Source organism: Leucobacter sp. UT-8R-CII-1-4, assembly GCF_030010235.1.
Taxonomy (GTDB): Bacteria; Actinomycetota; Actinomycetes; order Actinomycetales; family Microbacteriaceae; genus Leucobacter.
The window spans coordinates 466,486-478,979 of sequence record NZ_JASCRS010000002.1 but is presented as its reverse complement, the minus strand read 5'-3'; the positions used below and the strand labels follow the sequence as shown (position 1 = coordinate 478,979).

Annotated in this window: 7 protein-coding genes; all 7 read left to right on the top strand. The window is 57.9% G+C overall.

Annotated elements, in window-relative coordinates:
* Nucleotides 1-15: 15 nt before the first annotated feature.
* The 7 genes from wecB to QBL02_RS07090 all read left to right on the top strand — a co-directional run bounded on the left by wecB (nucleotide 16) and on the right by QBL02_RS07090 (nucleotide 12,484).
* Entirely contained in the window at nucleotides 16-1,377 is a 1,362-nt protein-coding gene (wecB, locus tag QBL02_RS07120) for a UDP-N-acetylglucosamine 2-epimerase (non-hydrolyzing) (RefSeq protein WP_282725692.1), read from the top strand.
* A 5-nt stretch (nucleotides 1,378-1,382) separates the two neighbouring features.
* Complete coding sequence (locus QBL02_RS07115; protein WP_282725691.1) at nucleotides 1,383-2,780, top strand: glycosyltransferase family 2 protein; 1,398 nt, start codon at nucleotides 1,383-1,385, stop codon at nucleotides 2,778-2,780.
* Nucleotides 2,781-2,862: 82 nt separating this feature from the next.
* Entirely contained in the window at nucleotides 2,863-3,813 is a 951-nt protein-coding gene (locus tag QBL02_RS07110; protein WP_282725690.1) for a sugar-binding transcriptional regulator, read from the top strand.
* The gene (deoC, locus tag QBL02_RS07105; protein WP_282725689.1) at nucleotides 3,810-4,823 is read left to right on the top strand and encodes a deoxyribose-phosphate aldolase; all 1,014 of its coding nucleotides are present in this window, start codon (nucleotides 3,810-3,812) and stop codon (nucleotides 4,821-4,823) included. The genes QBL02_RS07110 and deoC overlap by 4 nt, the downstream gene beginning before the upstream one ends.
* 17 nt (nucleotides 4,824-4,840) lie before the next feature.
* Nucleotides 4,841-6,283 carry an aldehyde dehydrogenase family protein gene (locus QBL02_RS07100; RefSeq protein WP_282725688.1) on the top strand — a complete coding sequence of 481 codons (1,443 nt, stop codon included), beginning with the start codon at nucleotides 4,841-4,843 and terminating at the stop codon, nucleotides 6,281-6,283.
* Complete coding sequence (locus QBL02_RS07095) at nucleotides 6,280-7,131, top strand: aldehyde dehydrogenase family protein (protein ID WP_282725687.1); 852 nt, start codon at nucleotides 6,280-6,282, stop codon at nucleotides 7,129-7,131. Before QBL02_RS07100 ends, QBL02_RS07095 begins: the two co-directional genes overlap by 4 nt.
* Nucleotides 7,132-7,363: 232 nt before the next feature.
* On the top strand, nucleotides 7,364-12,484 hold the full coding sequence (locus tag QBL02_RS07090; protein WP_282725686.1) for an Ig-like domain repeat protein: 5,121 nt from the start codon (nucleotides 7,364-7,366) through the stop codon (nucleotides 12,482-12,484).
* The last annotated feature ends 10 nt before the right edge of the window (nucleotides 12,485-12,494 follow it).

The following is a 12,494-nucleotide window of genomic DNA, read 5'->3' as shown; positions in this document are numbered from 1 at the left end:
GAAATAGAGTGCCGCGTGGATCAATCAAGCTATGCAAATCCGACTCGAAAACTTGTGCACGACGCCGAGCGTCAGGCGCGCGAACAAGATGATCGGATGTCGATTCTTGTAGTTGTCGGGACCCGCCCGGAGGCGATCAAGATGATCCCGGTGATCCGCGCGCTGCAAGATTCCGACTCGCTATTTCCTATCGTGATTAGCACTGGGCAGCACGAAGATCTTGTCGCTGACCTATTTCGCGAAGCCGGCATGCGGATCGACGCGACGCTGAACGCAGGCAGGTATGAGGACGATGAGCCGCCAACACTGAACCAGATGGTTGCGCGCATTTTGGTCGGTATTGATCGGTTGTGGAGCGCTAAGAGTGTGCCCGAAGATATGCGGGCTGACGGCCGACGGGGGCCGCGCGGCGCCATTGGCTGCCTGGTGCACGGCGACACCAGCTCGGCAAGCGCTGCGGCGCTCGCGGCCTTTAACCTGCAAATTCCGGTGGTGCACGTTGAAGCTGGCCTCCGCACATCGAACCTGATGGCCCCATTCCCAGAAGAGGGGAATCGGCAGATCATCTCTCGGCTTGCGGCAGTGCACTTCGCGCCGACCGCTGCGAATAAAGCCAACCTTGTGCGCGAGGGTGTTGACTACGATCGGATCATTGTCACGGGCAACACTTCGATCGACATGCTGATGCTTGCCAACGAGCACCAGGGTGATCTCGGGCCCGGTCTTGAATCGGTGCACGCCGATTCGGCGCGCAGGCTTGTGCTGGTCACCGCGCACCGCCGAGAAAACTGGGGTGACGGGCTGCGCAATATTGCTGAGGCAGTAGACCGGCTCGCTGCACGATACCCGACCACTGCGTTTGTGGTGCCGATGCACCCGAACCCAGTCGCGCGCAAGCCGCTGCAGACGAGGCTTGCTGACCGCGCCAACGTGTATCTTGTTGAACCGCGTGAGTACTTCGCGTTTATGCGAATCGTTGCACGTGCTTCGCTGATTATTACCGATTCTGGTGGGGTGCAGGAGGAAGCCCCCGCTCTAGGGATCCCGGTATTGGTGACTCGCAGTGTGACCGAGCGCTCCGAAGGCGTCGCCGCGGGCACACTGAAGCTCGTGGGGACTGACCCGGAACGCATCTATAAGGCAGCCGCTCGGGTACTCGATCGCACCGATGAAGAACTCGAACTCGCGAAGTTGTATGCGCCGATGAACCCTTACGGTGATGGCCACGCGGCCGAGCGTATTGTTTCCGCGCTGGCGCATGTTCGCCGAGGTGGTGAAATGCCAGAGCAGTTTGAGGGTGAGAACCTGCAAGATGCCGTCTTCCGGCATCTTGACCGAAAAGATTTGATGAGAGAGCGGGCGCCGCGTCGGCCATGAGGAATTTGAACGAGGCAGCTAGCGACGCATTTGAATGGCTGCTCAACATTTATTTCGGCATGCCTATTTGGGCGGCTCCTATTTTTTGGGTTGCCGCCATTGTGGTGGTGAGTTCGGCAACCTCAATGGTTATTTTGATCGCGCGCGCCCAATTCGCAATCCGCCGAACTGAGCGCGATCCGCTGCGAGGAACCGGCGAAGCGATCGAGTCTGAGTATCTCTGGGTCTTTATGGTCCCTGCGCTCAACGAAGAAATCACCATTGCCGACTCGGTTGGTCGGCTTCGTGAGGTGCGGGTGACGCACAAACAGATTCTCGTTATTAACGATGGATCTGATGACCGAACCGGAGCGTTACTTGCGGCAATGCCGCAGCAGGGCCTCACCGTGCTCACTCGTACGATGCCGGAAGCAAGGCAGGGTAAATCTGAAGCGCTCAACGATGCTTGGCGTCATCTCACCGAGGTTATGTTGACCGAGGGGGAGTATGCGCACTGGGATCCGCGCAAGGTAATTGTTGCCATTGTTGATGCCGATGGTCGACTCGATCCGCACGCAGGTCGGATTGCGAAACATTTTGGTGACGAACGTGTCGGTGGGGTGCAGTCGCTCGTGCGTATTTACAACCGCAAGAGTGTGTTGACCTGGGCGCAAAATCTTGAGTTTGCGATTTTTGGATACGTCTACCAGATGGGCCGTCTGGGTTGGGGCACCGCAAATATGGGTGGAAACGGCCAATTCAACCGGCTGCAAGCCCTGAATGATGTGGCCGTTGCTGGTTCGAGCGGCAGGCTTGGGCCCTGGCGGGAGGGACGGCTAACCGAGGATCAAGATATTGGTTTGCGCTTGATTCGTGCTGGCTGGCAGGGCCGGCAATCGACTCTCGTGAGCATTGACCAGCAGGGTTTGAACTCGCTGCGAGCACTCTACCGGCAACGGACCAGGTGGGCGCAAGGCGGTTGGCAGATGCTTGATCTGGTGCCCACCATGGCAAAGAACCCTAATGTTGGTTTTGTCGCGAAGTGGGATCAGTTCTGGTATCTGATGACACCCTTGCTGCAGGCGTTTATGGGCGCGACGGTGCTGCTCTCTGTGCTGCTTTTTGCTACGGGAATCGTGGATGTGCGCTGGAGTATTCCAATCGTTGTGCTGATTTATGTGTTCTCGGTTGCGCCAGCTATTGCGGGTGCGGTTTTTGCTCAGCGCAGCGCGAACCCACTACGAATCTTGTTGCAATTGGTCTTCGCGTACGTGTATGCCCTGTATTCTCTGATGATTTTTCCGGTGGTGTACCGATCGCTTTTTAGATACCTTGTGGGCGCTGGATCGTGGGCGAAGACTCGGCGAGAGGCTATTGCGCCCCCTGCCGGGCTGCCTGAGATGAATGAGGTTTCCGCTCGATAGAGCAAATGTTCGAAAAGCCGCCAACTTTTGCTCATATGAGCAACTGAGTGCGCAGAGGTGCGAAACAACGTATCCTCAAGTCATGAGCGATGCGATCTTGGACAAGGATCTCGTCATCGTGCGTGTCGCCGAGCTTTACTACGAAGAAGGCAAAACCCAAGACGAAATCGGTGCACTCCTAGGCCTCTCACGGTTCAAAGTGGGACGGCTGCTCACCGAAGCGCGTACCGCGGGCATTGTGCGCATAGAAATTGTGCATCCACGCGCCCGACGGCTCGGGCTTGAACGTGAACTGCGCGAGCGCTACGACCTTTCCGAAGCTGTCGTCGTACCGGCAAGCAGCGATTCCGCAGACGACCTGAAACGCGTCGCAAGAGCGGCAGCGGATCAACTCACCACACTCCGCCCCGTCCCAGACACGATAGCTGTCAGCTGGGGTCGAACGCTCACCGCAGTCGCGGCCGAACTCAAAGAAGGCTGGGCCAGGTCAGTCAAAGTGGTGCAGATGAACGGCGGCGTAAGCGTCAATCGACGCCCAGGCAGCGCATCATCACTCGCAACCACAATCGCGCGAAAAGCCTCCGGCCAAGCTGTGCTGTTGCCAAGCCCGGCGATCCTCGACCGACTCGAAACAAAGCTCGCAATCGAATCTGATCGAACAGTGGCCGGCGTTTTGGCACAGGCAAGCGAAGCAGATGTATATCTCTTTACCGCGGGCGTTTGCGACTACAACTCCGCACACGTCGAAAACGGCTATCTCAATCACGAGGACGTCGACGAACTAGCTAGGCGAGGAGCAGTTGGTGACGTGCTCGGCAGGTATATCGACGCTGACGGCAACATCGTTGACCCAGAACTTGATGCCCGCACCGTGGGTATCAGCCTGAATCGTTTGCGCGAAGCAACGAGCTCTGTGTTTGTCACCGTCGGTGAAAACAAGCACGACATCGCGCGAACCGTAGTGAGTTCAGGCATGTGCAGCACAGTAATTACAGACGAAATGACCGCCAGAGCACTCTTGGAGGAACTATGACGACGGATCAACTGACCGGCGCCGATCGTGGCAGCCTGGTCTCGGAACTGTTGGGAGCGCACCCCGACAATGAGAAGCTGAGGAACGTGCTGCACGGACTTCCCGGTGTTGATGCGGTTGGGCTGGAGCAGCGATCGGCAGCACTCAGCACTCGCTCAATCAAAACCAGCTCAAAAGTCTGGGCGCTCGATAAGATCATCGCTTTGATTGACCTCACGACCCTCGAAGGCGCAGACACCCCGGGCAAGGTGCGCTCGCTCGCAACCAAAGCAATGCACCCGGACCCATCGGACCCCAGCTGCCCGCAGGTCGCAGCGATCTGTGTGTACGGCGACATGGTTCCGTACGTTGTTGAGGCTCTCGGCGAGACGCATGGCGACCCTGACGATGGCAAGATTTCTGTTGCTGCAGTCGCGACTGCCTTCCCCAGCGGTAGGGCCTCGCTTGAGGTGAAGCTCGCCGATACACGTGACGCGGTTGCGGCCGGCGCAGATGAAATCGACATGGTTATCGACCGTGGCGCATTTCTCTCTGGGAACTATCTCAAGGTGTACAACGAAATCGTTCAGGTGAAGGCAGCGTGCGCCCGACCAGACGGTAGCTTCGCCTCGCTGAAAGTGATTCTCGAAACAGGCGAGCTGAAAACCTACGACAATATCAAGCGCGCTTCATGGCTCTCGATTCTTGCCGGGGGCGACTTCATCAAGACCTCAACCGGCAAGGTACAGCCGGCAGCAACACTGCCTGTCACGCTCCTCATGCTTGAGGTGGCTCGCGATTGGTATCGCCTCACCGGCGAGAAGATCGGCGTAAAACCAGCTGGAGGTATTCGCACCTCGAAAGATGCCGTGAAGTACCTCGTACATGTGGCCGAGACTGTTGGCGAAGAGTGGCTACAGCCTCATCTTTTCCGTTTCGGCGCATCAAGCCTGCTGAACGACGTTCTTCTGCAGCGTCAAAAACTCACCACTGGCCGCTACTCCGGCCCTGACTACGTCACGATCGATTAGAACGTCTAGGGAGCATCATGGGATTTCTTGAATACGCGCCGGCTCCCGAGTCGCGCAGCATTTTGCAGTTGAAAGACAGCTACGGGCTGTTCATCGATGGCGAGTTTGTTGAGGGCCGCGGTGGCCTCTTCGACACTATTTCACCCGCCGACGAGTCGAAGATCGCTTCGATCTCAATCGGTTCAGACGAAGACATTGATCTTGCGGTTGCGGCAGCTCGCCGAGCGCACAGCAAGGTCTGGTCAAAGATGTCAGGGCGCGACCGCGGTAAGTACCTCTTCCGCATCGCTCGCCTCGTGCAAGAACGCGCCCGCGAACTTGCCGTCGCCGAAAGCCTTGACAACGGCAAACCAATTCGCGAAAGCCGCGACGTTGACGTTCCTCTTGTCGCGGCCTGGTTCTTCTACTACGCCGGCTGGGCAGACAAGCTTGATTACGCTGGCGCCGGGGCAAATCCGCAGTCACTCGGGGTCGCAGGCCAGGTTATTCCCTGGAACTTCCCGCTACTGATGCTGGCTTGGAAAGTCGCACCGGCGCTCGCCGCAGGCAACACTGTTGTGCTGAAACCAGCCGAAACCACCTCGCTCACCGCGCTGATCTTCGCAGAAATTCTGCAGCAAGCCGACCTGCCAGCCGGTGTCGTGAACATCGTCACAGGCGCCGGTGCAACCGGTGCGTCGCTTGTACGGCACAGCGATGTAAACAAGGTCGCATTCACCGGATCGACGGCTGTCGGTCGTGAAATTGCCCGTGCGGTTGCTGGCACCGGCAAGAGCCTCACACTTGAGCTTGGCGGCAAGGCAGCAAACATTGTGTTTGATGATGCGCCAATCGAGCAGGCCGTTGAAGGCATTGTGAATGGCATCTTCTTCAACCAGGGGCATGTCTGCTGTGCAGGCAGTCGCCTGCTTGTGCAGGAGTCCATTCATGACGAGGTTGTTGATCGCCTCAAGCAGCGACTCTCGACGCTTCGGCTCGGCGATCCGCTGGATAAGAACACCGACATCGGAGCTATTAATTCAGCCGCTCAGCTTGCACGTATTACTGAGCTCAGTAATATCGGCGAGGCCGAGGGTGCTGAACGTTGGAGCCCGGCCTGTGAGATTCCAGAGCAGGGTTTCTGGTTCGCGCCCACGATTTTCACGGGTGTTGAAACCTCGCACCGGATTGCGCGCGAAGAGGTCTTCGGGCCGGTGCTCTCTGTGATGACTTTCCGCACGCCAGACGAGGCCGTTGCGAAGGCGAACAACACGCCCTACGGCCTTTCCGCTGGCATTTGGAGCGACAAGGGATCGCGAATTCTCGCGGTTGCTGATCGTCTGCGGGCTGGCGTCGTTTGGGCGAACACGTTTAACCGTTTTGATCCGTCGAGCCCATTCGGCGGTTACAAGGAATCGGGCTACGGCCGCGAGGGCGGCAAACAGGGCCTCGCTGCTTACCTGAAGGGAGCATCAGCATGAGCGCGCGTATGACTATTCCGAAGACCTATAAGCTCGCTATCGGGGGAGCGTTTCCGCGCAGCGAATCAGGGCGTGTGTACGAGGTGCGCTCACCAAAGGGTGAGTTCCTTGCAAATGCGTCGAAGGCCTCGCGTAAAGACGCCCGCGATGCGGTAGTTGCCGCCCGCGCTGCACAAGCGAAATGGGCCGGTGCCACCGCATACAACCGCGGCCAGGTGCTCTATCGAGTCGCAGAAGTGCTCGAGGGTCGTCGGGCTCAGTTTGTAGACGAAATCGTCTCACAGCAGGGCGTTTCAGCTGCCGTTGCCGGTGCACAGGTTGATGCAGCTGTCGATCTTTGGGTCTGGTACGCGGGTTGGTGCGATAAGTACGCACAGGTTGCTGGCAATCTGAACCCTGTTGCGGGCGCATACTTCAACATTTCAGCGCCCGAGCCAAGCGGGGTCGCAGCGATTGTTGCTCCGCAGCAAGACGCACTACTCGGCCTGGTCTCGGCAGTCGCGCCAGCACTGGTCTCGGGCAACTCCGTAGTTGTGATCGCAAGCGAGGCTTTCCCGCTTTCGGCGATTAGTTTCGCCGAGGTGCTTGCCACGAGCGACGTGCCGGGTGGTGTCGTAAACGTTCTCACCGGTGCGCCAGCTGAGATGGCACCGTGGCTGGCGGATCACGCTGACGTCAACGTCCTTGACCTTGCGGGCGCCGCAGACATCGACTGGATCGACCTGCAGGTGCGCGCAGCTGAAACACTCACCCGGGTTATCGAGCCTGGCGAGATTCTGGCTTCACCGCAGCGCATCGCGGCATTCACCGAGGTGAAGACCGTGTGGCATCCAAAGAGTATGGTCTAAATTCCTTCGCGGGGTCTCGTTCGAAACGGACGAGCCCCCGCGAAGCCGACCCTCATTTCGGTGAGGGTTTTTTGTTCAGTGATAGTAGATCTTGGCGCAGCTTGACCTGTCGGAGCCACGTAGATTAATCTTCACTCGATACAGTGCAGCCCCCTGAGAAAGCTCCTCAAACGGAGCGTCGTCTCTCAGCACAGTGTTCGTATTTATTTCGACACCTTGGGAGTCCTGCCCCGTGCCAACGATTCGCCGCACCCTTCTGACCACGACGTTGCCTTTTGCGGGGCAACCTCACTGGCAGCAGCAAAACTCTCGTTTTGCGCGGATGTTTGCTGACCGTGTTACTGCGGCGCTCGCAATGGCGACCGTGATCGCGATGCTTATTGCGGGGAGCGTACTCAGCTCGGCTCTTGCGCGTGCCGCAGACGACATCATGGTGATGACTGCCTCTCCTACCCTCGCAAATATCCAAACATTTATCAGCGCCAATGACCGTTTGGGTCGCACGCTCAAGATCACCCTGGATAGCGATTTAGTGATTGCGAGTAACTACACTCGCAAACGAGTGCAAACAAGTGCCGCAAACACGAATGGCACTATCTTTGGCCACACAAACACCGGTAGCACCGATGGCACCGGTTGGGGTGCGGTACTCGGAGATGTTGAAATCAACGCCAACGGCCACACGATTATTAATAACTCGCCGCTCTCATATCTCACTAAACTTGGCCGATCAGGCGGCAGCTTCACTTTCTATAACGGAACGTTCGATGGCGGCGGTGTCAGCGGGCTGGTCGCTACCATCGATACCTCGATGCGAGACCTGGACGACAGCACAAGCCAGCACCCAAACATTGGGAAAGAACCAGCGGTGTTTATTGGCAAGGCTGGCTTCGACACCACCGTTAAGAACTGCAATTTTCAGGGCACCATCTCGAGTAGTCGCGGCCAATCGGTAGCAATCCGAACCGGATCGCTCGACGTGGTTCGTACTCGTTTCGAGCACAACACCACCGTTACCGAGACTACGAACCTCTCCGGTGGTGCCATCGGCGTGGTGATGGTTGATGCGCGAAAAGATCAGCGGGTCACCATCACTGACTCAAACTTTGTACGCAACGCAGCGCATAGTGAGGCACCGTTCGGGACAACAGTGACCGGTGGTGCCATTGGCATCCGTATGACCACGACCAAAAGCGCCGAGGTGGTGAGCATCTCAGGCACCACGTTCGAGGGCAATACAGTGAGCGCTCGCGGTGGTATCGCCGCGGGTGGCGCGATCGGTATTGACCCTGCAGCGGGCAGCAGTTTGCCCACAGTTTCACTGAGTATCGACGACTCGACCTTCGCTGAAAATGAGGCCCGCATGCTTGGGGCAGGCGGCAGTTTTGGCGGTGCAATTGCGAGCAGCATTGGGCAAAGCAAAACATTTACCGCTTGTGTGAGCTGCGCCTTCACCGAGAACCGTTCGATCGTGCTTGGTGCTGCTATCGGATCAGGCGCAGACGCCGATGCCGATCTGCAAAACAGCACAGCTCGGGGTGGTGCGATCGACCTGGAAAATGGCAACGGAACTCTGAGCGTTCAACACTCAACGTTCACTAGAAACACGGCAGAGAATCCGTTTGCTCCGCAAAACGGCTCAGGCGGAGCCATTGGCGCCATGCAAGCATTGCTGCCGCGAATCACAGTGGGGCAGAGCGTCTTCACCGACAACACAGCCTCTGCCGCAGCTCACACTGAGGAAGTGTCAGCATCAAGCGCAGTTTGGCCAAAAGTGAACCTGCAAGAGACCTACGAGGCAAATCTGGTCGGTAATACCACCAACACAGCTGGCCCGTTGAACGCTCAGCTATATAACAACTGGGATGTGTCGTATGCGGCTGCGAGCGTCGCAGCGTTCGGAAATACTGGCGCCTCAGTCGTGAAAGCGCACAGTGCCGATGTAGTGATGCTGCTACCAAAAGACCGGTTGGATGCGTACGGCTACACCACCGAAGATCTGGCGAAAGTGGTACAAGCCTCAGGCGAGTTTTGGATGCAAGCCACGTACGGTGCGATCAGCGGCTTCAGCGTCAATCAATCAATCAAAGTGATATCAGCCTATGACGCTTGCCAAAAAGACACTGATGGCAGCCTCATCTATGTCAACAAGGCACTTTCCGAAGCGACAGCAGCACTTGCGCCTGGGCGAACCACCGCTTATTACAACAACTCAACCAGGAGTACGCACCTGATCGTTTTTACTGATACTGGCACGGCCTGCAGCGGTAGCGAGATTGGCATAGGTGGCATCTACAGTCTGCACGCTGGCGGTTGGCTACGCGAAAATATGGCACTCGCGGGAAACCAACAAGATCCACAAACCATGGTCAGCGGTGTAGTGCACGAAATGGGACACAACCTCGGGCTCTGGCATTCGATGTCGAGGAAGTGCGCGGCGCCATACTTTGATGGACTGATCGCTTACGGGCTGCCTCCGGTTGGGTACGCAAACCGGACCGAGCGGTACTGGTCGGACGTGAGCAAAAATCCGGCCGCTGGCTCAAACGCGATTGATGGCGCGTGTGTAGATATCGCCTACGGTGACATTTGGAGTGCGCTCGGTGGTCAACGTCCAACCACGCTGCATGGCGGTGCGCTCGTCTCACCCACCGTGTTGCAACAGTACGCAATGGGAGTGCTACCTAGAGATGCGACCACCGAGGTGAGCGTCGCGGGCGGGGTCAGCCAAACCTTCACTTTGAATGCGGCAGGACTCAACTCCGGTCTCGTCGGTCTGAACGTGACAAGCCCCGTGGCCAACGGCGATAAACGATACAACTTCATGGTTGAGTACCGAAATTCGATCGGTATTGATGCGAGATCACTGATTACGAATGTGCCAGTGCTGAACAGCAACGGTGGTGGATATGTGACCGACGGTGTGCGCCTAGTGAAAACCAACGGTAGTTTGAACAACCTGCAAACCGTGTTGATCCAGGGCAGGCATGCCGATGGTGAGTCATATGCGGCGATGCGTCCAGGTGACTCGCTGATCCCCCTGGGTGAAGCGGTGCGTGTCACCCCGGTGTCTCCGGTGATGTCAAGATACGACCGCAGCACTGAGGTGCGTATTGAATTTCGGGCATTTTCGGAGCCCAAAACCGTCACAATCGTTGGTGCGCAACCACAATTGTCAGTGCCTCCTGGGGAAGGCGACACGATGCCACCCCAGGTGGGGGACACCCTCACCGCTACGCTCGACGGAAACTGGAACGTGAACTTTGGTGGTTTGCCGAGCACGGTCACCGAGTCAGCTCAGTGGTACCGCAACGGTGAGCCAATCGCTGGCGCAACCGAAATGAACTACACGCTCACCGAAGCCGATGTTGAGACGGAACTTACCGTGCGGATCACCCCTTCGGCAGCCGCGGGTTGGGCAACCACTCCTGAAGCGGTAGCAGTTTCCCCGTCGCTCTTTGTCGTCGCTCCGATCGTGGAAGATGGGCCAGAGCCCGAGTTTGAGTACGATTCCTCAGCAGCGTGCACGGTCGAAGACGACAGTATTGAGGCCGAACCGCTCACACCTTCCGTGGAAATTTCAGGAGTGACCGCATCGATTGTGTACGGCGACGCTCCCTACACGCTCACCCTTGCTGGCGTGGCAGACGGCGCAGAGGTGCACTATTTCTCTTCTGTGCCAGAAGTGGCTGAACTCAGCGGCAACCAGCTCACCGCGATGAAAGTCGGTGTTACCTGTCTGAGTGCTGCAGTTGTTGCAGACGGAACACACGACGCGGCAAGTGCGCAGCTAACTGTCACGGTTACACCCGCGCAACCGGTTGTTGAGGTTGTTGCAAGTGGCGGCGCTACCAGAAACGACCCCATTGAGCTGATGGCGACGGTATCGGTCCCAGCCGGCGCCATCCAGCCGCTCACGGGAGGAACCGTGCGCTTCTACGACAACGATGTCGCTATTGGCGCTGCGCAAGCTGTTTCGGATACTGGTGTCGCAGCACTCAGTATTGACGCTCCCGCGCGCGGTGAACATGTGTTCTCCGCCAGTTATTCTGGCCTCACTGCGTACTATCTCAGGGCAACGAGCGAAACGAGCAGCGCGATAAACGTGCCAGGAACGCCGCAACCGGGGTTCTCGATAGTTGCCGCAGCGGATACTGAGGCCGTGTACGGAAACGCGCCGTTCACGCTCAGAAGTTCAGGCAGGCTGGGTACTGGCCGGGTTACCTGGTCGATGCCGGTAGAAAATGGTGTGGCAACGGTGGACCCAGCAACGGGTATTGTGACCATTCTTTCGGCCGGAACGGTCGAAGTGACTGCGACAGTTTCTGGAGACTCGGAGTATGACCCGGCGACGGCCGCCCTCACGCTCACGATCTTGAAACGTGCAGTGACCATTACAGCGTTGGATCCCCAGGCTGCGTTTGGTGACATTGATTCGGCGTTGGAATGGACTGCGAACCCGACGATTATTGGAAACGACGTGTTCGCTGGATCGCTCACGCTGGCAGACGGGCCAGCGTTTGGCGAGCGCTCGATCATTGAGGGTGAACCATTCGCGCACCCGAACTATGTGGTGACCTTTGTGCCGGGTGTGCTGACAGTGGAGCCCAATGACGCGCAAGAAGAGGTGAGCACGCAGATTGCACAGGTGCAGCTGCCAATTCTGACAGGTGCAGACGCCGATGCCGTTGCTGAGGCAAGTAATGCTTTGAACGCACTCAGCGACGAAGAGCAAGCCGCCTTGCCGCAGAACGTGATTGATCATTTGCACACTGCCCAAGCGCAGGCAGGTTTGGTGAACCATGCGAGCCCGGCGGAAGGAGTGAGCGTGTCCTCCGAGACGCTCCCTTGGCACATCAGGGTAGTGGTGACTGCCGTGAACGGAGGCCCAATGTTGGACGACTTTGTGGCACAGTTGCCAGAGCGCCGCTCATTGGTCAAGCTGTATGACATTCACCTTGTGGATACGTTGAGCCAGACACGCTGGCAGCCTCCTGTGGGAAATGCTGTCGATGTCGAGCTTTCAATGGTGCAACTTGATACGCACACATTGCTCCAGGTTCAGCACCTCACTGCGGAGGGAGCATTTGAAACGATGTCCGCGCAGATTCTGGATCCGAAGATTCGTTTCAGCGCAACTTCGTTCAGTCTGTACGGTGTGACAGGTCTGGCCAAAGCAGGCAGTGGTGCTGCGTCAGGCGCCTCGGCTGCGGCGTCGGCAGAGGCCTTGCCGGGCACGGGCAGTAATGAAGTTTCGGTTGCAGTGTGGACTGCGGCGCTTGCCGCGCTGCTGGTGGGCGGTGGCATGCTTGCTCGTCGCAGGTCACATGCTGCTGAGCGAGCGAAGCGATAGGGCCGTTCGG

What these genes read in the sequence shown, in the direction of transcription:
- QBL02_RS07110 (WP_282725690.1), top strand. Translation starts at nt 2,863, where the DNA reads ATGAGCGATGCGATCTTGGACAAGGATCTCGTCATCGTGCGTGTCGCC.
- deoC (WP_282725689.1), top strand. Translation starts at nt 3,810, where the DNA reads ATGACGACGGATCAACTGACCGGCGCCGATCGTGGCAGCCTGGTCTCG.
- QBL02_RS07100 (WP_282725688.1), top strand. Translation starts at nt 4,841, where the DNA reads ATGGGATTTCTTGAATACGCGCCGGCTCCCGAGTCGCGCAGCATTTTG.
- QBL02_RS07095 (WP_282725687.1), top strand. Translation starts at nt 6,280, where the DNA reads ATGAGCGCGCGTATGACTATTCCGAAGACCTATAAGCTCGCTATCGGG.